Raw genomic sequence first — 23,934 nt, 5'->3', positions numbered from 1 at the left:
AAGGCGCCGGAACGCATCGTTCCGGCGCCTTCTTCTTTGCCGGATCCCAAAACGACACGGCCGCCGAAACCGGCGGCCGAGCAGAATCTCCGCGGAAGGAAGAAAGGCGTCAGCCTTGCGCCGTCGCCGTCTGCAACGCTTCGCGGGCCGGGCCGTAGCCCGGCTTCAGCACCAGGGCCCGGTTGATCGAATCGCGGCCGCGCTGGACGTCGCCGGTGCGGATCTGGGCGATGCCGAGGTTGGTCCAGAATTCGGCCGACTGCTTGTTGCGGTTGACGGCCGCCGCGAAGTCCTGCAGCGCGTCCTTGTTCTTGCCGAGCTGGAGGTGGCTGAGACCGCGCGCGTTGTAGGGCTCCGACGCGTTGGCGTCGAGGGCGATGGCGGCGTCGAGGTCGGCGACGGCGCGAATGTGGTTGCCGCGCGTCTGGTAGATCAGCGCCCTGTTGTAATAGGCCTTGGCGTCCGACGTATTGAGCGTCACCGCCTGGTCGAAATCGGCCATGGCGAGGTCCAGTTGGCCGGACTGGCGGTAGAGGGTGCCGCGGCCGAGATAGGCCGGCTGGTAGGTGGCGTTGAGGGTTATCGCCTGATTGTAGTCGGCGAGCGCCGCCTGCGGCTGGTTGAGCTGGCGATAGATCAGGGCGCGGTTGTTGTAGGCCTGCGAGAAGCCGGGATTGAGCTGGATCGCCATGCTGAAGTCGGCGAGCGCCGCCTGGAACTGGCCGGCCTGGCCGTAGGCCGAGCCGCGCACGTTGTAGTTCACCGGGTTCTGGGGATCGCGCTGGATGGCGGCGGTCAGCGAGCCAATGTTGGCCGTCGAACCGGCATTGGGGTCGACCACCCAGCTCGGCTCGCGAGACGGCCCGGACGTCGTGCAGGCGGACGCCAGAAGGCCGAGAGCGAGAGCGCCCGTAAGACCGCGAAGAGCCGAAGACGTCGCAATGAACCGCATCAAACCATCCCTTTCAGGCAAGACCGGACGAAAGCCGGACCGGCGGGCACCCTTGCTCGGCGCTGTCGTCCGCGCGGCAAACCGCCCGGCGGATGGCCTCGGGCCGCCAAAACCGGGCACGACGGCCGGACATAACAAAAGAGACGGTCGACTCGCGTGACCGTCCCTCGACTTCGACAAACACCATCGGGCGACGGAGCCCGTATATCAGTGAGTGCGGCCCTTGACCGACACCAGACCCTCGCGCTGAGCCCGCTTGCGAGCCAGCTTGCGCGAACGGCGCACCGCCTCGGCCTTTTCGCGGGCCTTCTTCTCCGACGGCTTCTCGTAGTGACCGCGCAGCTTCATCTCGCGGAAAATGCCTTCGCGCTGCATCTTCTTCTTCAGCGCCTTGAGAGCCTGGTCGACGTTGTTGTCGCGAACGAGTACCTGCACGCCTGTTCTTCCCGTGGTCGGTCACCGTGAAACCCATATGGCCGGGGCGGACCCACCCGCGGCTTCGCGTCTCAGGCGACATGATGAAACCAATCTCGCGGGAATGACGAATTCCCGCCGCAGCGCGCCAAGGCGCCGCAAGAGTGGTGGTTCTCTAGCAAATCGCCGGCAGCCTGTCCACTAGAGATCGGCGGGACAGGCCGGAAAATCCGCCCGCCGGCCGGCCGGCCGCCATCGGCGCAACCCCAAAGCCACACCCGGGCCGCCTTGTGAGGCCGGCAGATCATGGTCAACGCATTTTCGCCAAGATGGTCGGCATGAGATTTGCGAAGGTGGATATCGGGTCAGGACCGCTGACCCGCCTTCTGTTGCAGCGTCCGCCTCGGGGTCGCCCTTACCATGTGCCGTTGGCTCGCCTATTCCGGTCGTCCGATCTTCCTGGATACCCTGGTGTCCAAACCCTGCCACTCGCTGATCCATCAGAGCCAGTCGGCCACCGAATGCCTCGCCGCCACCAACGGCGACGGTTTCGGCCTCGGCTGGTATGGCGCCTGGCAGGAGCCCGGCCTGTTCCGCGACGCCATGCCTGCCTGGAACGACGACAATCTGAAGAGCCTGACGCATCAGATTTCATCACCGCTGTTCTTCGCCCACGTCCGCGCCTCCACCGGCACGCCGACCACCCGCGTCAACTGCCACCCCTTCGTCAGCGGCCGCTGGATGTTCATGCACAACGGCCAGGTCGGCGGCTGGGACCGCATCCGCCGCCGCCTCGAGGCGCGCCTTTCCGACGCCCGCTACCACGAGCGCTGCGGCTCCACCGATTCCGAGGTGCTGTTCCTGCTGCTCGACGCCGACGACCTCGACGCCGATCCGATCGCCGCCATGCGCGCCGTGCTCGCCGACACGCGGCGGGCGATGATCGATGCCGGCGTCGACGAGCCGCTGCGCCTCACCGCCGCGCTGTCCGACGGCACGCACCTGCATGCCTTCCGCTATTCGTCCGACGACAGGCCGCCCAGCCTCTACTGGCGGCACGGCGACGACGGCATCACCGTGGTGTCCGAGCCGATCGACGCGGCGCACGACCAGTGGACCGCCGTCGCGCCCAACACGGTGCTGACGGTGGAGCCGGGCGGCCGCGTCAGCCTCGCCGGCTTCGAGGTGGAGCTCGACCGCCGGGTCGCCGCCCGCGTCGCCGTCGCCTGACGATTTTCTCAGACGCCCACCCGATTGACATGACCCATCTTGCGGCCGGGGCGGCTTTCGGCCTTGCCGTAGAGGTGCAGCCGCGCCTTGGGATCGGCGGCGATCGCCGCCCAGGCGTCGGCCTCGGCGCCGATCAGGTTCTCCATCACCGTCGGCGCGATGGTCGCCACCGAGCCGATCGGCCAGCCGGCGATCACCCGCACGTGATTCTCGAACTGCGAGGTCACCGCGCCGTCTTCCGTCCAGTGGCCGGAGTTGTGGACGCGCGGCGCCATCTCGTTGACCACCAGCCGCTCGCCCTGGTCGTCGCGCACCACGAACAGCTCGACGCCGAGCACGCCGACATAGTCGAGCGCATCGGCGATGCGGCGGCCGAGCGCCGCCGCGGCAGCGGCCGTCTCGGCGCCGATCCGCGCCGGCACCCGCGTTTGCTTCAGGATGTGATCGGCGTGCGAATTCTCGCCGATGTCGTAGACGGCGGCCGCGCCGTCGGCGCCGCGCACCACGATGGCCGACACTTCCAGTTCGAAGGGCACCAGCGCCTCGAGAATGAGGTCGGCGCCGCCGAGTTCGGTCACCGCCGCGGCGAGCGCCTCACGGCTCTCCACCTTGCGCTGACCCTTGCCGTCGTAGCCGAAGCGGCGGGTCTTGACGATGGCCGGCAGGCCGGTGACGGCGATCGCCGCGTCGATGTCGGCCGCCCGGTCGATCGACGCGAAGGCCGCCACCTCGGCGCCGGCCTTGCGCAGGAAGGTCTTCTCGACGAGCCGGTCCTGCGAGGTGGCGAGCGCCAGCGCGCCGGGCCGCAGCAGGGTCCGCTGGGCGATCACCTCGGCGGCGCGGGCCGGCACGTTCTCGAACTCGTAGGTAACGACGTCGCATCGGTCGGCGAAGGCGGCGAGCGCCGCCTCGTCGTCGTAGCCGGCGACGGTATGCGCCCTGGCGACATCGAAGGCCGGGCTGTCGGGATCGGGGCAATAGACGTGCACGGAAAGGCCGAGCCGGGCGGCGGCGAGCGCCATCATGCGGCCGAGCTGGCCGCCGCCGAGCATGCCGACCACCGAGCCGGGAGGAAGCATCTCAGGCGCCATCGACCGGCTCCTCGGCAACGGCGGCCGTCTGGCGGGCGCGGAAATGATCGAGCCGGGCGGCCAGCGCCGCGTCCGACAGCGCCAGAACGGCGGCGGCGAGCAGCGCCGCGTTGACGGCGCCGGCCTTGCCGATGGCCAGCGTGCCCACCGGCACGCCCCCCGGCATCTGCACGATGGACAGCAGGCTGTCCTGCCCCTTGAGGGCGTGGCTTTCGACGGGAACGCCGAGCACCGGCAGCGGCGTCAGCGCCGCCACCATGCCCGGCAGGTGCGCCGCGCCGCCGGCGCCGGCGATGATCACCTTGAAGCCGTCGGCGCGGGCGCCCTTGGCGAAGGCGACCATGCGATCGGGCGTGCGGTGGGCGGAAACGATCATCGCCTTGTGCGGCACGTCCAGCGCGTCCAGCGTGTCGGCGGCGTGCTTCATGGTCGCCCAGTCGGACTGGCTGCCCATGATGATGGCGACGGGCGGCTTATCGGTCATCTCGGCAAATCCCCGGCTCGCGGCGTGGTGCCCATGGCGGTAGGGGAAATAACCGGCGCTGGCAAGCCTCAGACGCCAATCCCGTGCCGGAAAGCCGAGCGTCCGGCAGCCGCAACCGATTCCCCATGCCCGTCGGGATCAGGCGATGATGTCGGGAACCGTCTGGTCCTCGAGCTGCTTGATTCGGTCCTTCAGCACCAGCTTGCGCTTCTTGAGGCGCTGGATCTGGATGGAATCGGCGGTACCGAGCGACACCATCGCGTCGATGGCCGCGTCGAGATCCCGGTGCTCCTGGCGGAGCCGCGCCAGCTCCAGTTGCACCTGTTCGTTGCCTTCTTCCTGCCCGGTCATCCAGCAAACCCTTCGCCTCGTCCCCACCGGCGGCCGCGCCCCGGCATTTATGCCAGTCTAGCAGATCCGCGCCGCCTTTTCATGGCCTTCGGCGGGAAAGCCCCCGTCTTTCGCGCCCCCGGCCGCCCACGCCCCTTGCGTGTCCGGCGGCGTTTTCCGGCCCTGTGGCGCCACCTTCGCGGCCGTTTTCCGCCCGGATCACCCGATCGAAAAACCGGCCGTCCGGAATGGGCGGAGAACACCGATCAGGAGCGCCCCGCCCCTTGCAATACGCCCGGAAACTTAGCCGACTCACGGCGATTGTCTCGCGTTTTCCGACGACCGGATGCCCGCCCAGCGCTTTCTCCATCTTGCCGGCCCCGCCGAATGTGTCTAGACAACGATGGCTCCGCGCCTGCCCTGAGGGCACGCGCGGACGACATGATCCTCCTCGGAGACCATCCGCGGCCTGCCGGCACCCGGCGATCCGCCCCACGCGCAGCATGGTCCGCCTGGGCTCCGAATCGATACAAGCCGGCCTTGGCCGCACGAGCCCGCCGCTCTCCCCCGCAGGGACAGGTGACGATGTAATGACCGACGCTCCGCTTTTTTGCCTCGCCATGCATCCCTTTGACCTCTGACGCGTTAAAGCCCCGGGGCCATAGTTCCGCCGCGTCTTCGCCGAGGTCGGCGCTTACAATTCTTGCGGGAGACGTTTTGCAGAAAGCCCGGAAGGGCGCACCGAGACGGGAGAATACCGATGAATATCAAGCCTCTCGGCAAACGCGACCACCGGATCGACATTCTGCGCGCCCTGGCGCTCCTGTCGATCTTCATCAACCACATTCCGGGTAACGTTCTCGAGCCCTACACGCACAAGAATTTCGGCCTGTCCGATTCGGCGGAGGCGTTCGTGCTGCTCGCCGGCGTCGCCTCGGCCTTCGCCTATTTTCCCCGCTTCTACGCCGGGGCCATCGCCCTGCCGCTGGCCAAGATCGCCAAGCGCGTGGTGGTGCTTTACGTCGCCCACATCGCCTCGCTGATGGTCGGCCTCGGCATCTTCTGCTTCGCCCTCCAGCGGTGGGGCATGCCCATTCTCAACACCCCCCTCAACATCGACACCATCTATGCCGAGCCGACCAAGGCCTTCATCGGCATACCCTTGATGACGCAGCAGATCGGCTACCACAACATTCTGCCGCTCTATGTCTGCCTGTTGGTTTTCCTGCCGGTGCTGATGGTGGTGGCCCGCTTCTTCGGCCTCGGCGCCATGCTGGCCACTTCGGTCGCCACCTACGCCGCCGCCCATGTCTTCGGGCTCAATATGCCGGCCTATCCGGGCAACGGCGGCTGGTTCTTCAACCCGTTCACCTGGCAGTTGATCTTCGGCGTCGGCTTCTTCACCGGCGTAAGGGTGCTGCGCGGCGAAACGCCGGTGCCCTTCTTCCGGCCGCTCTGGTGGCTGGCGCTCGCCTACCTGATCGCCGCCTGCGTCTATCACCGCTACAATCTCTACGGCAGCATCCCCGAGGTGAGCTGGCTGCCGCACAATTTCCAGATCAACGAGAAGCCCTGGGTGGCGCTGCCGCGCCTCCTGCACATCCTGTCGCTCGCCTACGTCATCGGCCACAGCCGGCTGATCATGGGCTGGCTGGGGCGTCTGTCGCCGGAAGGCGTGCTGTCGCGCATCGGCCGCAATTCGCTGCCGGTGTTCTGGCTGGGAACCGCGCTGTCGGTGGTCGGCCAGGTGGTGCTGTTCGCCGATCAGCCCGGCCCGGTCGAGCAGATCGCCTTCATCGCCGTCGGCATCACCGCCCAGGCGGCGCTCGCCTACTTCCTCGATTACCTCGGCAAGGCGAGCAAGGCCAAGGCCGCTCCCAAGGCGGTTCCCGAACCGACCGCCGCCGGCAAGGACGCGATGGCGGCCTAAAGGATCGGACCGAAAAGTGGACTCCGGTTTTCGGTCCGATGCGACAACAGGAAACTAGATCGCCTTGCGTCCGTCAGGACGCAAGGCGATCTAACCGCCCGTGCCAAAACAAAACGCCACGGACCAGAGGCCGTGGCGTTTGCCGAATTAAGATGACGTTCCGAACCGCGGCGGCCTTAATGCAGGACCTTGGCTTCGGAGGACAGCTTGACGATTTCGTCTTTCAGGGCCAGCTTCTGCCGCTTCAATTCGCGCAGTGTCGTGCCGTCGACGCTCGGGTGCTGATTAGCCTCGTCGAGTTCACGCTCGAGAGCGGCGTGACGGCGTTCAAGTTCTGCAATATGCGACTGAACAGACATTCGGGCCTCCTTGCTGTGGGCTAAGCCTCAACACGGTCATCGTGTCACAATTTTGATATGAAGTCGATGGCCGCGGAGTTCAAGGCGCGGCCCGCCGTTTATAAATTGCGTCTATCGTTGTAATTATTGTGTATAATTGCGCGGATAACCAGCCCGTGATCGCGTTTGTTGCGCCATCGACCAAGGTCTGAACAAACCCTAAAAATGTCCTTCGCCGGCGGTCGACGCCCTGCGGGTCTTCACGGATAGCGAAAATACCAAGACGCACCCCGGAAACGACAACGGCCGCCTCCGGAAGGGGCGGCCGTCGAAAAAATCGTTCCGGTGCGATGACGGCTCAGCGGTCGTCGTCGTCCTCGTCGGACTTCGGAGCGGACAGCGCGTTGAGCTTGGCGAACACCGCCTCGGCGTCGAGCTCCTCCTCCTCGTCGCGCGACGGGGCGCGGAAGCCGGTGAGCGCGTCGGGCGAGGTGGTCTCCTCGACCGGCAGCAGCGTCTGCGTCAGCACCTTCTCCGGCGACGCCTTGCCCGCCTTCTCGACCTCCATGTCCAGTTCGATCTGCGAGCACAGGCCGAGCGTCACCGGATCGGCCGGCGTCAGGTTGGCGGAGTTCCAGTGGGTGCGGTCGCGGATCTGGGCGATCGTCGTCTTGGTGGTGCCGACGAGGCGCATGATCTGCGCATCCTTGAGTTCGGGATGGTTGCGCACCAGCCACAGGATGGCGTTCGGCCGGTCCTGGCGGCGCGACACCGGCGTATAGCGCGGCCCGCGGCGCTTGGCCTCCGGCACCCGCACCTTGGGATCGAGCAGCTTCAGGCGGATCGACGGATCCTTCTCGGCCTTCTCGATATCCTCGCGGCCGAGCTGGCCGGTCAGGATCGGATCGAGACCCTTGATCCCCTGGGCCGCCTCGCCGTCGGCGATGGCCTTCACCTCGAGAGCGTGCAGCTTGCAGAAAGCGGCGATCTGGTCGAACGACAGGGCCGTATTCTCGACCAGCCAGACGGCGGTAGCCTTGGGCATCAAGGGGGTCGACATCGATAAATCCTCTTCGCTGGTCCACCGGCTTTCGCCGGCGGCCCTCCGTCTCGTATCACGATGAGCGGGGAATGACCCCTATATACAGATGGCGCCGCCGTTCCGCAATTGACGAAGGGCAGTTTTCTCAGGCGCCCTCCAGCGTCAGCACGATCTTGCCGACGTGGTCGGCCTCGAGGCGGGCATGCGCCTCCGCCGCCCGGTCGAACGGCAGCACCCGGTCGATCACCGGCGCAACGGTGCCGGCGGAAAGAAGCGGCCACACCTTGTCGCGGAGCGAGGCGGCAACCCCCGCCTTGAAGGCCGCCTCGCGCGGCCTCAGCGTCGAGCCGGTATGGACGAGCCGCTTCTGCATCAGCCTGGCGAAGTTGGCCGAGGCCTTCGCGCCGCCGAGAAAGGCGATCTGCACGATGCGGCCGTCGACGGCGGCGAGCTCGTAGTTGCGGTCGACGTAGTCGCCGCCCACCATGTCCAGGATGACGTCGACGCCCCGCCCCGCCGTCGCCGCCTGGAGCACGGCGACGAAATCCTCCGCGCGGTAGTTGACGGCGATCTCGGCGCCGAGCCGCCGGCAGGCGTCGCACTTGTCGGCGCTGCCGGCCGTGGCGAAGACGCGCGCGCCGAAAGCGCGGGCAAGCTGGATCGCCGTGGTGCCGATGCCCGACGTGCCGCCATGGACGAGGAAGCTCTCGCCGGCCCGCAGCCGTCCCCGGTCGAACACGTTGGACCAGACGGTGAAGAAGGTTTCCGGCAAGGCGGCCGCCCGCACGGCGTCGTAGCCCTCCGGCCAGGGCAGGCAACTGCCGGCCGGCGCCGCGCAATACTGGGCGTAGCCGCCGCCGGCCACCAGCGCCGTCACCCTGTCGCCGACCGCCAGCCCCCGCGCCTCGGCGCCGACCGCCGCGATGCGGCCGGCCACCTCGAGGCCGGGGATGTCGGAGGCGCCGGGCGGCGGCGGGTAGGCGCCCTGGCGCTGCAGCGCGTCCGGCCGGTTGATGCCGGCCGCCTCGACGGCGATCAATACGCCGTCGGCGGAGAGGACCGGCAGCGGCCGCCGCGCCGGCTTCAGCACCTCCGGCCCGCCGGGACGGGAAATTTCGATCGCCAGCATATCGGAGGGCAACGCGGCCATGGTGAGCTCCTTCGCAACGAATCGCCGATCCTGAAAGCCCCGGGAGGTTAGCTCATTCCGTCTTCGCCGGCTTGACATGCCGGGCGAGCCGGCCTTCACTTTCCTGTGCCAGAATGAGGAGGACGTTCGATGACCATCGATGACGATCGCCCCCAGCCGCCGCCCCCGGCGCATGTCGTCGGCCAGGATCTGTCGCGCCTCTCGGTGGCCGAACTCCGCGCCCGCATCGACCTGCTGCAGGCCGAGATCGGCCGGGTCGAGGAAGCGCTCCGCCTGAAGGACGACGTCCGCAGCGCCGCCGACTCCCTGTTCAAGTTCTGAGCCGGCCGGCCAGCCTCCGTCGAAAAATATTCATTGTTAAGGGCGCATTTACCAGTTTCGTTTATCAAGACGGTGATCCGCACGGTTGGATCACGAGTGGCTCTCGTCACTCTTTTGACGCCTCCCTGTTTAACTTATGAAGGGCCGCCCCTGGCGGCCTTCTTTTTTGGGCATCGGGCCGCGATGCAGCCGCTCGGATTTGCCGAGACTCCCTTTCCGCTTTGCGTTAACCTTTCATTCATGTCCGGGCCGGCTCCGACCGTCCCTGGCATGCCTGTTGCGACCTTGATCGCAAAGTCGGACGACTGTTCCGGAAGGGGATGTCATTTCGTCCCGTTCTGGGGATTGCGGGGAAGAGCGGCGATCCGCGCCAGCTTTTTCTTTGCGATGGCGCTTCCGCGGTCCAACTCATGGGCGGCGGAACCGGCCGGGCCGATCGTCCGAGCGTCTGGTGCAGAGGTGGCGTGATGAGTGATCTATTCGGCAAGTCCCATTCCGGCACGGAGGCCATCGCCTTCGGTGCCCGCGCGCTCAATTCGGAGCTGTTCCGCGAGCTGTTCCGCGAGGGCATGGCGCTGGTCGAGGAGACGGCGAGCTATCTCGACGGCGACGGCCGCAGCGAAAGCCGGGCGCTCGGCCGCGCCGCCACGCTCGCCTATTCCACCGAGTCGATGCGCCTCACCACCCGGCTGATGCAGATCGCCTCCTGGCTTCTCATGCAGCGCGCCGTCAACGAGGGCGAGATGTCGCCCGAGCAGGCGCGCAGCGAGAAGAACAAGGTTCGCCTCGACTTCCAGGCGCCGGTGATGTCCGGCCCGCTGTGGAGCGAGCTGCCGGCGGCGCTCCGCTCGATCATCGAGCGCACCGACCGGCTGCACGAGCGCATCGTCCACATGGACAAGGCGATCTACGAAACCGCCGCCGAACCGGCCGCCAATCTCGTCGCCCGCGACATCGACCGCCTCGCCAATGCTTTCGGCGCCCGCCGCGTCGAAAGCTGACTCCCACTTTCGATCGACCCGTTACGCCCAAAACAAAACCCCGGCGAGCAGCGCGCGCCGGGGTTTTTCATGTTCGGGCTGTCGGCTCGCCTTACTTCTTGGTGAACAGGCCGCCGAACTTGGAATTGAAGCGCGACAGACGGCCGCCGCGGTCCATCAACTGCTGCTGGCCGCCGGTCCAGGCCGGGTGCACCTTCGGATCGATGTCGAGGTTCAGCGTCGCGTCCTTGGCGCCGTAGCACGAGCGGGTGACGAACTCGCTGCCGTCGGTCATGACGACCTTGATGTCGTGATAGTCGGGATGAATGCCCTGCTTCATCTTTTCGGTCCTTTCCGGCGCCGCGGGGGCGCATCAGTGACGCCGGCCTGTCGGGGCGCCCGGTGTGGGGTATCGGCCGCGCGGCGGCTCATCAGAGGAACGAGCCGCCCCGAGGAACACCTCGGGCGGCTCGTCTCCGGTCCACCGCATGGCCCGGTCGGGCGCCTCTATAGCGCAAAGCCTCGGCGCGGACAAGCGCGATAGTGCCGGCGGCGCGCCACCGGCCGCGCATTCGGCCGGCGAACGTCAGCCGGCCTCGACGACGGCCGGCACCTGCTCGCGGGCCTGGGCCTTGACGGCCTCCTGCACCTTCTCGAAGGCGCGCACCTCGATCTGGCGGACGCGCTCGCGGCTGACGCCGAACTCGGTGGAAAGATCTTCCAGCGTCATCGGATCCTCGGCGAGCCGCCGCGCCTCGAAGATGCGGCGCTCGCGCTCGTTGAGCACGCCGAGCGCCCGCTTCAGCATGGCGCGCCGCTGATCGAGCTCCTCGGAATCGGCCAGGACCGTTTCCTGGTCGTCGCGGTCGTCGACCAGCCAGTCCTGCCACTCGCCGCTCTCGCTGTCCGAGCGCAACGGCGAATTGAGCGAGGCGTCGCCGCTGAGGCGCCGGTTCATCGACACGACGTCTTCCTCGGTCACGCCGAGCTTGGTGGCGATCGCCTCCACCTGATCGGGCTTGAGGTCGCCGTCGCCGAGCGCCTGGAGCTGGCTCTTGGCCTTGCGGAGATTGAAGAACAGCCGCTTCTGGTTGGCCGTCGTGCCCATCTTGACCAGCGACCACGAGCGCAGGATGTATTCTTGAATCGCCGCCTTGATCCACCACATGGCATAGGTGGCGAGGCGGAAGCCCTTGTCCGGCTCGAAGCGCTTGACCGCCTGCATCAGGCCGACGTTGCCTTCGGAAATGACCTCGCCGATCGGCAGGCCGTAGCCGCGATAGCCCATGGCGATCTTGGCGACGAGGCGCAGGTGCGAGGTGACGAGCTTCTGGGCAGCATCGCGGTCGTCATAGTCGGCATAGCGCTTGGCCAGCATGTATTCTTCCTGCGGCTCAAGCATCGGAAAGCGACGGATTTCGTCGAGATAGCGGCTGAGGCCGCCCTCTCCCGCGGCGATCATCGGCAATGTGGTACGGGCCATCAAGCACCCCCCTTACGTTCGCGGGACCGCTCCCGGACGGACACGGCATCCCCTTCGGTGCCTTGCCACGCAAGCGCACTGAAAGTCGAATATAGGGACGATCCCGGCAATTTCATGGGAAACTTGTGAAAAAGCCTAAAGTTCCCGGAAAGCCGCCACGAGATCGGCCATGTCCGGCGGCAGTCCGCTCTCGAAGCGCAGGAGCTCGCCGCTCGCCGGATGCTCGAAGGCAATCAGGAAGGCGTGCAGCGCCTGGCGGGAAAAGGCGCGCACCGCCGATGCCGCCGCCTCCGGCAGGCGATTGGCCTTGGTCAGGAAATGCGCGCCGTAGACCGCGTCGCCGACCAGCGGATGGCCGGCGGCCGAAAGATGCACGCGGATCTGATGCGTCCGCCCCGTCTCGAGATGGCATTCGACCAGCGAGGCGACGGCGCCGCGCCCCGCCTCGGCCGGGAAGCGCTCCGCCACCTCGTAATGGGTGATCGCCTCCTTGCCGCCGCCGCCCCGGATGATCGCCATCTTGGTGCGGTCGGACGACGAGCGGCCGAGCGGCGCCTCGATCACGCCGCGAAACGGCTCCGGGCTGCCCCAGACCAGCGCCAGGTAGCCGCGCTCGAGCGGGCCGGTGCGGCCGTGGTCGGCGAACTGGGCGGCGAGGCCGGCGTGCGCCCGGTCGTTCTTCGCCACCACCATCAGGCCGGTGGTGTCCTTGTCGAGCCGGTGGACGATGCCCGGCCGGCGGACGCCGCCGATGCCCGACAGGCTGTCGCCGCAATGGGCAATCAGCGCGTTGACCAAGGTGCCGGTCCAGTTGCCGGCCGCCGGATGCACCACGAGGCCGGCCGGCTTGTCGATGACGATCAGGTCGTCGTCCTCGTAGACGACGTCGAGCGGGATATCCTCGCCCTGCGGCTCCGCGTCCTCGGCCGGCGGCACCAGAACGGCGAGCGCCAGGCTGCCGGCGAGCTTTTTCGCCGCGTCGGTGACGACCGCCCCGTCGACGGAGACCGCGCCCGCCTCGATCAGCGCCTTCAGGCGCGAACGGCTGACGTCGGGGAAGGCCTCGGCGACCAGCTTGTCGAACCGCGTCTTGGCCGCCGCCTCGACGGTGGCCGTCCGCGTCTCGCCGGACTCGTCTTCCAGGCCGATATCGTCATCATCAGCCATATCGGCCTCTGCTCCGGGGGCGCGCGTCGACAAACCGCGCCCGATGCTCTAAATGCCGCCTATCGCAGAAATTCGCGCTGAAGGAAAGCATCATGGCAGGGCCGACCGACGACGAACGCGAGGCGCCGCTCGATCCGGCCATCGCCCGGGTACAGGCCCGCCTGCGCACCATGATGCTGATCGCCGCCGGCACGCTCGGCGTCGGCCTGATCGCCGTGTTCGTCGCCATCGCCTTCCGCGTGGCGAGGAGCGGCGACGATGCGCCGCCGGCCGGCACGCCGTTCCAGACGCTGATCGAGGTGGTGACGCCGGGCACCATCGTCGGCACGGACGTCGACGCCGACCGCCTGTCGCTGACCATCGACGGCCCCGAGGGCAAGGTGATCGAGATCCATCACCTGCCGTCCGGCAAGCTCGTCGGCCGCGCCGTGCTGTTGGCGAAGTGACGCCGGCCTCCACTTGACGCCGAGGGCCGGCTGTCCCATCTCCTCCCCCGAGGCAACGCCCTCCCTCGCCTTCCGCGGCGGGTTCCAAGTCCGGGACGGCCCGGCCCGACGATAAGGAGGGCCGCCATGGCCTGGATGTATCTTGTGATCGCCGGACTTCTGGAAGTCGTCTGGGCCTACGGCATGAAGCTGTCGGCCGGCTTCACGCAAGTCGGCGCCAGCATCGTCACCCTCGTCGCCATGCTGATGAGCTTCGGCCTGCTCGCCGTCGCCATGAAGTCGCTGCCGCTCGGCACCGCCTATACGGTCTGGACCGGCATCGGCGCCGTCGGCAGCTTCGCGGTCGGCATCGCCGTGCTCGGCGAGGCGGTCACCGCGACGAGGCTCGTCGCCGCGGCGCTGATCCTCGCCGGTCTCGTGCTGATGAAGCTGTCGAGCCCCGCCTGAAGCAAGGCCGGCGCCGCTCAGGGGCGGCGCCGGTCTCGCGAGGTTACTCTCCCCAGGCGGCGAAGGCGTCGGTGAACGCCTTCTCGCCGGGCGTGCCCTTCTCGAAGGTGAGAATGGCCCGGCGGCGGTTGCCGTAGCGGATCGGGATATCGATCCAGGGCCGCTCCTTGAGCAACTGGATGTTGCGCGTCACGTCCTGCTCGAGGCCCGACAGCGCCAGCCAGAACAGGCTGTCCGACACCTTGGCGACGGCGCCGGTGATCGTGTCGCCGCGCGCTTCCTCGGTCTGCTTGGCGATCATGCCGGGCGCCGCGTCGATGAACTTGCCGGCGAACGACGGCGGCACGTCGAAGGAGAATTCGACGATGTGGCTGGCCGGCAGCGCCTGATCGTCATTCTTGTGAATGGAAAGGCGCATCTTGAGGCCGAGTTCGGGGATCTCGATATTGCCGCGGATCTGCGGCACCGGCTTGTCGCCGGGCAGCGCCGGCTCGTTGACGAAGGCCCAGACCACCGTGCCGTCGAGCTTGGTGCCCGGCGCGCCGGGGATGGGCTCCTCGTAGAGGATGGCTTTCTGGGCGACGCCGATCGTCTCGCCGGTCCCGGCGGCAGCCGACGGGCTCGCCGGCGCCGCCAAGGTCGGCCCGAGGGCGGGCTCCTCGGCGGCGGGCGGCGTCTGGGCCGGGGTCGCCGGAGCCAGGGCCATCGCGCCGCCGGGCGCCGGCGGCAGGTCGGGATCGACGGCGGCCGGCGCGGTGACCGGCTCGGTCTGCACCGCCACGGCATCGGGAGCGACCGGCGCCGCCGGCGCCTCGCCCTCGGCCGGCAGCCGATCGAGGATCTTGGGGGCGAGACCGTCGTCGCCGGTCGTCGCCGCGTTGCCTTCGACCTGCGGCGCCCCGGCGAACAGCCCGGACAGCGTATCCCGGAATGCGTAGACGGCGCCGCCGAGCGCCAGCACCAGGATCGCCACGAGGCCGATGAGCAGCAGGCGGCCGCGCCGGCCGGTGCCGGCGTTCTCTTCCGGCCATGGCAGCGTCGCCGTCTCGCGCTGCGGCGGCAGCCGTTCGGCGTCGAGCTTATCGGAGGTGCCGAGCAGAACCGCCTCGGGGCGCGAACCGGCGGCGCGGCCGTTGCCGAGGTCCGGCTCGACCCTTTCCGCCGATATCGGCTCGTCGACCTCCTCGACCTCGTTCATGGCGTGGCGCGCGGCGCGCACGGCGGTGGACGACGCCTCGCCCAGCGAATCGGCCTGCTTCAGCGTGCGCGACAGCGCGCTGACGCCGACGCCGATGCGCGGCTCGCCACGCTCGTCGGGCAGCCGGGCGGTCGGCAGCCGCGGCCGTTCGGTCGGCAGGCTGGCCGGCGGCCGGGGCGCATCCCGGTCGGACGGCTCGTCGCGGACGGGCGGCTCGGTGCGGACGGGCGCGCCGCCGCGCGCCGGCAGCGGCTCGATGTGCCGGAACGGGTTCATGTCCGGCGTGGCGAGCGGCTCGATATGGCGGAACGGATTCATCTCCGGCGCCGAGAGCGAGGCCAGCCCGCCCTTGCGCGCCGGCGCCTCTTCCCGCCGCGGCTCCAGCTCGACGCGGGGAGCGGGCTCTTCCGGCGCCGGCGGCGGCGCCTTGACGGCGGGCGGCGCGGCCGGGGCCTGCTCCGCGCCGGTCCCGGCTTCCTCGGCAACACCCGCCACCTCGGCCTCGACCCGGCGGATGCAATCCTCGAGCGCCACGCGCTGGTCGGCGATCTCGGTCGGCGACAGCGGCGGATTATACGAGCTGAGCTGGCGGAGAAGCGCGACCCGAGCCTTCTCGTAGACGGCGCGCCGCGCCTCGCCCGACCCTGATGGCAGCGAGGAAATGGCACGCTTCAATACGGGATAGTAGTCGGCCATGTACCGCATCTCTCGGCTTGGCGCCCCGCCTTGCGGCGGAACGCTGTTTCGATAGGACACCCGACGGCGAGCCTTGCGATGGCGGCCGGGCTTTTTTGCGGCGGGAACGCCGGCAAAACGTGGTGAATCACTTAATCCTGAAACGGATCACGCACAAGAATCGTGTCGAGCCGATCCGGACTGGTCGACAACATGGCCACCGGCGCGCCGATCAACTCCTCGATATGGCGCACGTACTTGATCGCCTGCGCCGGCAGCTCGGCCCAGGAGCGGGCGCCGGCCGTCGATTCCTTCCAGCCTTCCATGGTCTCGTAGATCGGCTTCACCCGCGCCTGGTCTTCCTGGTTGGCGGGCAGGTAATCGAGGGTGCGGCCGTCGATCTCGTAGCCGATGCACACCTTGATCTCGTCGAGGCCGTCGAGCACGTCGAGCTTGGTGAGCGCGATGCCGTTGATGCCCGAGGCGACCACCGTCTGCCGCACCAGCACGGCGTCGAACCAGCCGCAACGCCGCTTGCGGCCGGTGACCGTGCCGAACTCGTGGCCGCGCTGGCCGAGGAAGTCGCCGACCTCGTCGAACAGCTCGGTCGGGAACGGCCCGGAGCCGACGCGCGTCGTGTAGGCCTTGGTGATGCCGAGCACGTAGTCGAGCGCGCCCGGCCCCATGCCGGAGCCGGCGGCCGCCTGGCCGGCCATAGTGTTGGAGCCGGTGACGAAGGGATAGGTGCCGTGGTCGTTGTCGAGCAGCGCGCCCTGGGCGCCCTCGAACAGGATGCGGGAGCCGGACTTACGCTTCTCGTCGAGCAGCCGCCAAGTGACGTCCATGTAGGGCAGGATGAAGTCGGCCACCGCCATCAGCTCGTCGCGGATGGTCTCGGGCGCGATCTCCGGCTGGCCGAGGCCGCGGCGCAGCGGATTGTGGTGGGCGAGCAGCCGCTCGATGCGGTTGTTCAGCGTCTCGGGATGGGCGAGGTCGACGAGGCGGATGGCGCGGCGGCCGACCTTGTCCTCGTAGGCGGGGCCGATGCCGCGCTTGGTGGTGCCGATGCGGGTGGTCGGCGACGCGGCGTTCTCGCGCAGCTCGTCAAGCTCCTGGTGGATGGACAGGATGAGCGTGGCGTTCTCGGCGATGCGCAGGTTGTCCGGGCTGATCTTGACGCCCTGCTCGCGGATGCGCGTCACCTCGTTGACGAAGGCGCGCGGATCGACGACGACGCCGTTGCCGATGACCGAAAGCTTGCCCGGGCGGGCGACGCCGGACGGCAGCAGCGACAGCTTGTAGGAAACACCGTCGATCACCAGCGTGTGGCCGGCATTGTGGCCGCCCTGGAAGCGGACGACCACATCGGCCCGTTCGGACAGCCAGTCGACGATCTTGCCCTTGCCTTCGTCTCCCCACTGGGAGCCGACCACCACTACGTTCGCCATTGAAAAAGGTCCCGTCGTTTCATGTGTCAGACCTTTCCGCGCCGCGCCGCCGCCGGCAGCCCGCACACGGAAAGCCCCGATACCTTGGGTACCGGGGCTTGACCGACTATAACGCCCCCCGCCCCCCAATGAAAGCCGCGATGTCGGAAATCTGCCGTTTATCCGGAACCCGGCGTACCGGATTACGTCAAAGAGACGTGCGGAACGCGGCGGAAGGCTCTAGGAAAGAGACGGTTAGCAAGTCGGCTAGAGGTGTTCCGTGGCTGATGACGGTTTCTGGTCGCGCCTCTACGGCCGGCCCTATCTGCTCCTCACGCTGTCGCCGCTGTTCTGGGCCGGCAACACCGTGGCGAGCCGCCTCGCCGTCGGCGAGGTGTCGCCGATGGCGCTCACCACCTACCGCTGGTCGGGCGTGCTGCTGCTGCTCGTCCTCATCGCCCGCAGGCCCATCGTTGCCGACTGGGCGGTGATGAAGGGCCGCCTGCCCTACATGCTGGCCATGGGCGCGCTCGGCTTCACCTCGTTCAACGCCTTCTTCTACATCGCCGCCCATTTCACCTCGGCGGTCAACATCGGCATCATCCAGGGCGCCCTGCCCGGCCTCGTCTTCGTCTTCGCCTATCTGATCGCCGGCACGCGGGCCGGCTCCGGCCAGTTGGCCGGCATGACGACGACGCTCCTCGGCGTCGGCGTCATCGCCGTCAAGGGCGACGCGAGCACCCTCGCCTCGCTCGATCTCAACGCCGGCGACCTGATGATGCTCGGCGCCTGCGTCGTCTATGCCCTCTACACCGTGCTGCTGCCGCGCCGGCCGAAGATTGCCGGCATCTCCTTCTTCGCCGGCCTGTCGGTCGCCGCTTTCCTGACCTCGCTGCCCTTCCTCGCCGCCGAGATCGCCATCGGCCAATATGTCACCCCGACGCCGTTCGGCTGGCTGGTGGTCGCCTACTGCGCCGTCTTCCCCTCGGTGATCTCGCAGATCTTCTTCGTGCGCGGCGTCGAGCTGGTCGGACCGGGCCGGGCCGGCGTGTTCATCAACCTCATCCCGGTGTTCGCCTCGATCCTCGCCGTGCTGGTGCTCGGCGAGAGCTTCCGCGCCTATCACGCCCTGGCGCTGGCGCTGGTGCTCGGCGGCATCTTCTGGGCGGAGTGGAGCAAGCGCCGCGAGGCCGTCGCCTGATGGCGGCCTTCATTTGTGGAAGGTCAGCGTCGCGGTGATGCTGCTGTCGGTATAGTCGCCGCTCACCGCGTCGGAGCTGACGAGCTTGTGCTCGCCGTCGAGGCCGACCTCCACCGTCCGGTTGAACTTGTAGCCGACGCCGGCCTTCAGCGTCATGGTCGTTACCCGGTGATCGATGCCGGCGTAGTCCTCCAGCATCAGCTCGCCGCCGCCCACCACGAAGGCGTTCGGCGCCAGCGCATAGGTGACCGTCAGCTCGCCGATCCGCTTGAGCACGCCGGAGGCGCCGGCCGTCGACGTCGGCGCGAAGCTGGTCGAGGCGCTCCCCGTCAGGCGCAGCAACTCGCTGGCGTCCCAGGTCAGCGAGGCCGATCCGACCACGCCGGAGATGTCGGCAAGCCTGTCCTCGTCGAGCCACTCGTAGCCGTAGCCGAGGGCAATCTCGCCGGCGAGGTCGTCGCGCGCCGCCGTCAGGCCGACCTTCGCCTCGCCGCCGGCGCCGTTGCGCCTGAGGCCGTCGCCGGCCGCCGGCCGGTCGAAGTCGCGACCGAAGGCGCCGATCTCCACGAAGGGCTGCAGGATGGCGCCACTGTCGAGCGACAGGCGCAGCGACGAGGACAGCGCGGTATTGTCGAGCGTCGGGTCGGTCTCGTTCACCGTCCGGTCGATGCCGATGCCGGTCTTGAGGCCGATAATGCCGCCGAACCGCTCGTAGCCGAGCGTGCCGGAGAAGGTGTTTTCCTTGCCGTCCCCCGCTTCGTCGTCGCGCAGCGTCCAGCCGGCCGATGCCGTCAGGCGGTCAGCGTCGGTGAGGTCGAAGCGGCCGGCGAGGTATGCGTCGCCTTCCGGCAGCTTTTCCTCGATGCCGGTCAGCGAGCGGCGGTAGCCGCCGGCAAGGCGCATCTCCAGGCTGTTGCGCTCCCAATCGGAACGGGCCGTGACTTCGCCGGTCGAGCGGATGAAGCTTTCATCGCCCTCGCTCGAATGATAGCGAAGCCCGAGCCCGGTCGAGGTGGCGGCGTTCATCACGAAACTGCCGAGGCGGAGACCGAGCGGCTCGTATTCGGCGCGGGCGTCGGCCTCGCGCGTGACGGCCGGCAGGCTCGGCGCCACTGACGGCAGCCTGGCCGACTGGCTCGGCGGCACCGGCCGGATCACCGTCCGGAGATCGGTCGCCGGAAGGCTGGAGCGCAGGGGCGGCACGACGAATTCGGCCGGCTCCGGCTTGGCCGCCGTGGCCTCATCCGTCTCGCCGGCCGTCGGGTCGGCGGTCGTGTTGGCCGGTTTGGCCGGCAGCGAGCTTCTGAGCGCCGGCGCGGCGTCCGCGTCCTCGGCGTCCTGCGCATAGGACGGCGCGGCGAGGAGGACGGACGCCATCGTCAGCACCTGAAAGGTCTGCCGCCGATGCACGCCTTGCCTCCGTCGCCGCGCTCACCGCCCCGAGCGGTGTCCAGTATTGACGAAGAGTAAAGGGAGATGGTTAACGAGGCGTTAGGACATCCGCCGCGTCCCATCTGTCCGACGGGACGCAGCCGGCGATATCGGAGCGCCGTGCGTCAGCCGCCGGTCTCGGGCTCGATCAGGAAGCGGCCGTCGCGATGGCCGATGATCCGCACCCGCGCGCCGGCCGGCAGGTCCGGCCCGTCGGCCCGCCAGATGGTGTCGTCGAGGCGGATATGGCCGGAGCCGCCCTCGATCGCCCGGTCGACCACGGCAAGGCGGCCGACCTGCCGGCCGAGCCGGTCGTTGGCCAGGCCGTCGCTCTCCTTGGCCGCCCGGCCGTAGACGCGCCGGCCGATCAGCACCGCCGCCGCCGACAGCAGGACGAACAGCACCAGCTCCACCTGCCAGCTCATGGCGACGGCCAGCGCCAGCAGCCCGACGACCAGCGCCGCCGCGCCGAACCAGATGAAGAAGGTGCCGGGCACCACCACCTCGACGCCGGCGAGCAGCAGCGCCAGCAGCAGCCACGACCACGGCCCGAGATAAACGATCAACCCTTCGAGCAAACCCATGATGGCCCTTCCCCTCAGCCGCCGACCGGCGGCACGACGCCGCGCCGGCGCGGCGAAGCGTCGGTCGGGCCGCCCCGCGAACCGTCATCGGCGAAGGCGGAGCGGGCCAGTTCGGCGATGCCGCCCAGCGAGCCGATCAGCGCCGACGCCTCGACCGGCAGCATCAGGATCTTCTGGTTGGGCGAATGGGCGAACTGACCGAGCGCCTGCGTATACTTGTCGGCGATGAAGTAGTTGAGCGCCTGCACGTCGCCGTTCGACACCGCCTCGGACACCAGCGCCGTCGCCTTGGCCTCGGCCTCGGCGAGGCGTTCGCGCGCCTCGGCGTCGCGGAAGGCGGCCTCGCGCCGGCCCTCGGCCTGCAGCACCTGCGCCTGCTTCTCGCCCTCGGCCTTCAGGATGGCCGACTGGCGCAGGCCCTCGGCCTCGAGGATCTGGGCGCGCTTCTCGCGCTCCGCCTTCATCTGCCGGGCCATCGAGGCGACGAGGTCGGCCGGCGGATTGATGTCCTTGATCTCGACGCGGGTGATCTTGACGCCCCAGGCCTCGGTCGCCGCGTCGACCACGTGCAGCAGGCGGGCATTGATCTCGTCGCGGTTGGAGAGGAGGTTGTCGAGGTCCATCGAGCCCATCACCGTGCGGATGTTGGTCATGGTGATGTTGAGGATGGCGCTCTTGAGGTTGGACACTTCATAGGCGGCGCGCGCCGCGTCGAGCACCTGGTAGAAGGCGACGCCGTCGACGGTGCAGGTGGCGTTGTCGCGGGTGATCACCTCTTGGCTCGGCACGTCCAGCACCTGCTCCATGCGGTTGAGCTTGGCGCCGACGCGGTCGAAGAACGGAACGATCAGGTTGAGGCCGGGCTGGAGCGTGCGCGTGTAGCGGCCGAAGCGCTCGACGGTCCAGTTATAGCCCTGCGGCACCTGCTTGATGCCGGCGAACACGACGATGATGGCGAACAGCACCAGCGCGATGATGGCGATGTCGCCGCCACTCAAAAACACATCCATCTGAGCCTCCCCGGAAATGCCCATGAAATCTAAGCACTTCCGGAGAGGATTTCAAATGCCGCGCCGGCCCCACCGTCACATGCGCGAAGCCGCGGAGCGGCTTCCGGCGCCAAGCGGCGCCGCGCGAAGCGAGTCTTTCGGGACGAAGCCCCGAAAGACGTAAAGCGGAGCGGAAGCCAGGGGCCGGAGGCCCGCCGGCGCCCGAGGCAGAAAAAAAGCAATCGCCATTGGCGACCGCCGAATCAGGCGGCGACGGTCGCGGGCTCCGCCGGAACGAGGCGGCCGGCCGGCCGGAGCACGCCCTCGGCGCCGCCGAGCGCACCGGCGACGAGCTCCAGCCCCAGGAAACGGGCCGGCTCGAAGGGACCGGGCATGGCAAGCCGCTCCATGCCGTCGGTCGAGAAGCCGAAGCGCCGGTAGTAGGGCTCGTCGCCCACCAGCACGACGGCGCCGTGGCCGAGTGCCCGCGCCCGCTCGACGGCGAGCCGCATCAGCGCGGCGCCGATGCCGGCGCCGCGGCAGTCGTCCTCGACGGCGAGCGGACCGAGCAGCAACAGCGGCGTGCCGCTGCCGTCGGCCGCCGCGTCCCACAGGCGCACGCTGCCGACGAGACGGTCGCCGTCCCGGGCAACGAGCGCCAGCCCCTCGGCGGGAAGACGCCCCGAGCGGATCTTCTCCGAGGATTTGCGGAAGCGGGCCGGCCCGAAGGCGCGGTCGAGCAGCATCTCGCGGGCGAAAACGTCACCCGTCTGTTCGTTCATGTAGGCGATCATCGAGGCAACCCCGTCCCCCGCCGCTGCCGGCGGGGCGATGAAGTCACAAAGGAACCGGTCGGAGGCTGGCCGCCCGGAGCGGGATCAGATCACGTAGGACTTGAGCGGCGAGAAGCCGTTGAAGGCCACCGCCGAATAGGTCGTGGTGTAGGCGCCGGTGCCTTCGATCAGCACCTCGTCGCCGATCTCCAGGCTGATCGGCAGCTCGTAGGGCGTCTTCTCGTAGAGCACGTCGGCGCTGTCGCAGGTCGGGCCGGCCAGCACGCAGGGCGCCGTGGCGCCGCCGTCGTGGCGGGTGCGGATCGGATAGCGGATCGCCTCTTCCATCGTCTCGGCGAGGCCGCCGAACTTGCCGATGTCGAGGTAGACCCAGCGCTGCGCGTCGTCGCGATGCTTCTTGGAGATCAGCACCACTTCCGCCTTGATCATGCCGGCGCCGCCGACCATGCCGCGGCCCGGCTCGATGATCGTCTCCGGCACGTGGTTGCCGAAGTGGCGGCGCACCGCCTCGTCGATCGAGCGGCCGTAGGCCTCCGTCGCCGGCACGTCCTTCAGATAACGGGTCGGGAAGCCGCCGCCGAGGTTGACCATCCTGAGCTGGATGCCGCGCTCGGCCAGCTCGCCGAAGATGGCGGCGGCCGACGACAGCGCGCCGTCCCAGGCCTCGACATTGCCCTGCTGCGAACCGACGTGGAAGGAGATGCCGTAGGCGGTGAGGCCGGCGCGATGGGCGTGCTCCAGCACCTCGGCGGCCATCGACGGGTCGCAACCGAACTTGCGGCTGAGCGGCCACTCGGCGCCGGCGCCGTCGCAGAGGATGCGGCAGAACACCTTGGCGCGGCGCTGGCCGGTCGCCTCGGCCTGGTGGGCCACCTTGTCCACCTCGGCCTCGCAGTCGACGGCGAACAGGTTGACGCCCAGCTCCAGGGCGCGGGCGATGTCGCGCTCCTTCTTGATGGTGTTGCCGAAGGAGATGCGGTCGGCGGTGGCGCCGGTGGCCAGCACCATCTCGATCTCCGGGATCGAGGCGCAGTCGAAGGACGAGCCGAGGTCGGCGAGCAGCTGCAGCACCTCCGGCGCCGGATTGGCCTTCACCGCGTAGTAGATGCGGGTGTCGGGCAAGGCGTGGCGGAAGGCGTTGAAGTTGTCGCGGACGACATCGAGGTCGACCACGAGGCAGGGGCCTTCGGGTCGTCGGCTGGCAAGGAAATCGAGGATGCGCGCGGTCATGGCCCAGGGAACTCCGTCGTCCAAACACTGTATTCTGAGGATGAGCAGCCTCTCTCCGCGACCGGTGTGGACCCGGCACGCGCGAGCGAATGCATCCTCGTCGCCTGCCGTTGCCGGCGGGCGGTGGATGTCGGTTACGACCTGAGACTCAGAGCGCCCGGCGAAGATGCGCCGTGCGAGCGGAACCTTTGGTCGTGCAGCCTTTGATTGGACGGATGACTCCAGTCCGCACGTCCGGCAAGGAAGTAGTGCCTCTTCAGTAACGTCGGCGTTTGGAGCGCCGGCAGAGACCAAAAAAGCCCTCTACGTCGTTGCTTTAAGTCGCGTCCGCCGCTTGAGAAGCGGCTTAGACCCGGTTTAACTCCGGTCACCGGTTTGCCCTCGCCGGAACCGCCGTTAGCGGCCCTAGCGAAACCGGCACGCAACCACAGGCACGTGCGAAATTGGGCAAGGACGCATGTACTCTGCGTCGCCCCCTTCCGCAAGACCTTCCAGCCCGAAAATCCGTTTGTGACGACAATTTCATGCGGTGTGCCCCCGCTGCGACACCTCCGCCGGAGGGAGGCGCGGCGCTCCTCGCCTCGCCCGATGCCAAGTCCA

Annotated in this window: 25 protein-coding genes; 7 read left to right on the top strand and 18 right to left on the bottom strand. The window is 68.5% G+C overall.

The window, feature by feature from the left end:
• Window positions 1-109: 109 nt before the first annotated feature.
• Together CJ014_RS19885 and rpsU are read right to left on the bottom strand one after the other, a co-directional pair.
• Window positions 110-952, bottom strand: a complete 843-nt coding sequence (locus tag CJ014_RS19885; RefSeq protein WP_100082245.1) for a tetratricopeptide repeat protein — start codon at window positions 950-952, stop codon at window positions 110-112.
• A gap of 207 nt (window positions 953-1,159) precedes the next feature.
• Entirely contained in the window at window positions 1,160-1,387 is a 228-nt protein-coding gene (gene rpsU / locus CJ014_RS19880) for a 30S ribosomal protein S21 (RefSeq protein WP_026783967.1), read from the bottom strand.
• 399 nt (window positions 1,388-1,786) lie between these two features.
• On the opposite strand from rpsU, the gene CJ014_RS19875 reads away from it, so the two are divergent.
• Window positions 1,787-2,596: a class II glutamine amidotransferase gene (locus CJ014_RS19875; protein ID WP_100082244.1), complete on the top strand. Its 810-nt coding sequence runs from the start codon at window positions 1,787-1,789 to the stop codon at window positions 2,594-2,596.
• 8 nt (window positions 2,597-2,604) lie between these two features.
• On the opposite strand, the gene CJ014_RS19870 is transcribed toward CJ014_RS19875, so the two are convergent.
• The 3 genes from CJ014_RS19870 to CJ014_RS19860 all read right to left on the bottom strand — a co-directional run bounded on the left by CJ014_RS19870 (window position 2,605) and on the right by CJ014_RS19860 (window position 4,522).
• Window positions 2,605-3,687, bottom strand: coding sequence for a 5-(carboxyamino)imidazole ribonucleotide synthase (locus CJ014_RS19870; RefSeq protein WP_100082243.1), 1,083 nt, complete (start codon window positions 3,685-3,687; stop codon window positions 2,605-2,607).
• The gene (purE, locus tag CJ014_RS19865) at window positions 3,677-4,171 is read right to left on the bottom strand and encodes a 5-(carboxyamino)imidazole ribonucleotide mutase (protein ID WP_100082242.1); all 495 of its coding nucleotides are present in this window, start codon (window positions 4,169-4,171) and stop codon (window positions 3,677-3,679) included. The genes CJ014_RS19870 and purE overlap by 11 nt, the downstream gene beginning before the upstream one ends.
• Window positions 4,172-4,309: 138 nt before the next feature.
• Window positions 4,310-4,522: a YdcH family protein gene (locus CJ014_RS19860; RefSeq protein WP_100082241.1), complete on the bottom strand. Its 213-nt coding sequence runs from the start codon at window positions 4,520-4,522 to the stop codon at window positions 4,310-4,312.
• Between the two features lie 739 nt (window positions 4,523-5,261).
• Here CJ014_RS19860 and CJ014_RS19855 point away from each other — a divergent pair.
• The gene (locus tag CJ014_RS19855) at window positions 5,262-6,431 is read left to right on the top strand and encodes an OpgC family protein (protein ID WP_100082240.1); all 1,170 of its coding nucleotides are present in this window, start codon (window positions 5,262-5,264) and stop codon (window positions 6,429-6,431) included.
• Window positions 6,432-6,607: 176 nt separating this feature from the next.
• Here CJ014_RS19855 and CJ014_RS19850 read toward each other — a convergent pair whose 3' ends face one another.
• The 3 genes from CJ014_RS19850 to CJ014_RS19840 all read right to left on the bottom strand — a co-directional run bounded on the left by CJ014_RS19850 (window position 6,608) and on the right by CJ014_RS19840 (window position 8,961).
• Entirely contained in the window at window positions 6,608-6,790 is a 183-nt protein-coding gene (locus tag CJ014_RS19850) for a YdcH family protein (protein WP_100082239.1), read from the bottom strand.
• Window positions 6,791-7,127: 337 nt separating this feature from the next.
• The gene (locus CJ014_RS19845) at window positions 7,128-7,829 is read right to left on the bottom strand and encodes a DUF1013 domain-containing protein (RefSeq protein WP_245427479.1); all 702 of its coding nucleotides are present in this window, start codon (window positions 7,827-7,829) and stop codon (window positions 7,128-7,130) included.
• A gap of 127 nt (window positions 7,830-7,956) precedes the next feature.
• Window positions 7,957-8,961, bottom strand: a complete 1,005-nt coding sequence (locus tag CJ014_RS19840) for an NAD(P)H-quinone oxidoreductase (RefSeq protein WP_100082237.1) — start codon at window positions 8,959-8,961, stop codon at window positions 7,957-7,959.
• A 129-nt stretch (window positions 8,962-9,090) separates the two neighbouring features.
• Here CJ014_RS19840 and CJ014_RS19835 point away from each other — a divergent pair, with 129 nt between their 5' ends.
• Together CJ014_RS19835 and rcdA are read left to right on the top strand one after the other, a co-directional pair.
• The gene (locus tag CJ014_RS19835; RefSeq protein WP_100082236.1) at window positions 9,091-9,282 is read left to right on the top strand and encodes a DUF1192 domain-containing protein; all 192 of its coding nucleotides are present in this window, start codon (window positions 9,091-9,093) and stop codon (window positions 9,280-9,282) included.
• Window positions 9,283-9,749: 467 nt separating this feature from the next.
• On the top strand, window positions 9,750-10,283 hold the full coding sequence (rcdA, locus tag CJ014_RS19830) for a protease adaptor protein RcdA (RefSeq protein ID WP_100082235.1): 534 nt from the start codon (window positions 9,750-9,752) through the stop codon (window positions 10,281-10,283).
• Window positions 10,284-10,374: 91 nt separating this feature from the next.
• Here rcdA and rpmE read toward each other — a convergent pair whose 3' ends face one another.
• The 3 genes from rpmE to CJ014_RS19815 all read right to left on the bottom strand — a co-directional run bounded on the left by rpmE (window position 10,375) and on the right by CJ014_RS19815 (window position 12,912).
• Window positions 10,375-10,602 (bottom strand): 50S ribosomal protein L31, encoded by a 228-nt coding sequence (gene rpmE / locus CJ014_RS19825; RefSeq protein WP_100082234.1) that lies wholly within the window; start codon window positions 10,600-10,602, stop codon window positions 10,375-10,377.
• Between the two features lie 246 nt (window positions 10,603-10,848).
• Window positions 10,849-11,745, bottom strand: a complete 897-nt coding sequence (gene rpoH, locus CJ014_RS19820) for an RNA polymerase sigma factor RpoH (protein ID WP_100082233.1) — start codon at window positions 11,743-11,745, stop codon at window positions 10,849-10,851.
• A gap of 135 nt (window positions 11,746-11,880) precedes the next feature.
• The gene (locus CJ014_RS19815; protein ID WP_100082232.1) at window positions 11,881-12,912 is read right to left on the bottom strand and encodes an RluA family pseudouridine synthase; all 1,032 of its coding nucleotides are present in this window, start codon (window positions 12,910-12,912) and stop codon (window positions 11,881-11,883) included.
• 92 nt (window positions 12,913-13,004) lie between these two features.
• On the opposite strand from CJ014_RS19815, the gene CJ014_RS19810 reads away from it, so the two are divergent.
• Window positions 13,005-13,358 (top strand): hypothetical protein, encoded by a 354-nt coding sequence (locus tag CJ014_RS19810; RefSeq protein ID WP_100082231.1) that lies wholly within the window; start codon window positions 13,005-13,007, stop codon window positions 13,356-13,358.
• 126 nt (window positions 13,359-13,484) lie between these two features.
• The gene (locus CJ014_RS19805) at window positions 13,485-13,805 is read left to right on the top strand and encodes a DMT family transporter (RefSeq protein ID WP_100082230.1); all 321 of its coding nucleotides are present in this window, start codon (window positions 13,485-13,487) and stop codon (window positions 13,803-13,805) included.
• A 43-nt stretch (window positions 13,806-13,848) separates the two neighbouring features.
• Here the strand turns inward: CJ014_RS19805 and CJ014_RS19800 are convergent, their stop codons facing one another.
• Both CJ014_RS19800 and CJ014_RS19795 read right to left on the bottom strand, forming a co-directional pair.
• Window positions 13,849-15,699 carry a hypothetical protein gene (locus CJ014_RS19800; protein ID WP_100082229.1) on the bottom strand — a complete coding sequence of 617 codons (1,851 nt, stop codon included), beginning with the start codon at window positions 15,697-15,699 and terminating at the stop codon, window positions 13,849-13,851.
• Between the two features lie 131 nt (window positions 15,700-15,830).
• Complete coding sequence (locus CJ014_RS19795) at window positions 15,831-17,126, bottom strand: adenylosuccinate synthase (RefSeq protein WP_100082228.1); 1,296 nt, start codon at window positions 17,124-17,126, stop codon at window positions 15,831-15,833.
• Between the two features lie 259 nt (window positions 17,127-17,385).
• Between CJ014_RS19795 and CJ014_RS19790 the strand changes: the two genes are divergently transcribed.
• The gene (locus CJ014_RS19790; protein ID WP_100082227.1) at window positions 17,386-18,306 is read left to right on the top strand and encodes a DMT family transporter; all 921 of its coding nucleotides are present in this window, start codon (window positions 17,386-17,388) and stop codon (window positions 18,304-18,306) included.
• 9 nt (window positions 18,307-18,315) lie between these two features.
• On the opposite strand, the gene CJ014_RS19785 is transcribed toward CJ014_RS19790, so the two are convergent.
• The 5 genes from CJ014_RS19785 to CJ014_RS19765 form a co-directional block, all read right to left on the bottom strand.
• Window positions 18,316-19,683, bottom strand: a complete 1,368-nt coding sequence (locus tag CJ014_RS19785; protein ID WP_133121886.1) for an outer membrane beta-barrel protein — start codon at window positions 19,681-19,683, stop codon at window positions 18,316-18,318.
• Window positions 19,684-19,862: 179 nt separating this feature from the next.
• Window positions 19,863-20,321: an NfeD family protein gene (locus CJ014_RS19780; RefSeq protein WP_245427476.1), complete on the bottom strand. Its 459-nt coding sequence runs from the start codon at window positions 20,319-20,321 to the stop codon at window positions 19,863-19,865.
• Between the two features lie 14 nt (window positions 20,322-20,335).
• Window positions 20,336-21,319, bottom strand: coding sequence for an SPFH domain-containing protein (locus tag CJ014_RS19775; protein WP_100082304.1), 984 nt, complete (start codon window positions 21,317-21,319; stop codon window positions 20,336-20,338).
• Window positions 21,320-21,573: 254 nt separating this feature from the next.
• Window positions 21,574-22,104 (bottom strand): GNAT family N-acetyltransferase, encoded by a 531-nt coding sequence (locus tag CJ014_RS19770; protein ID WP_100082225.1) that lies wholly within the window; start codon window positions 22,102-22,104, stop codon window positions 21,574-21,576.
• A gap of 84 nt (window positions 22,105-22,188) precedes the next feature.
• A complete protein-coding gene (locus CJ014_RS19765) occupies window positions 22,189-23,334 on the bottom strand; it encodes a type III PLP-dependent enzyme (protein ID WP_100082224.1) in 1,146 nt (381 codons plus the stop codon).
• Window positions 23,335-23,934: the final 600 nt, after the last annotated feature.

The organism is Pleomorphomonas carboxyditropha, from assembly GCF_002770725.1.
GTDB classification, from domain to species: Bacteria; Pseudomonadota; Alphaproteobacteria; order Rhizobiales; family Pleomorphomonadaceae; genus Pleomorphomonas; species Pleomorphomonas carboxyditropha.
Note: the sequence above shows the minus strand (reverse complement) of the source record. Positions and strands in the feature narration are given on the sequence as shown.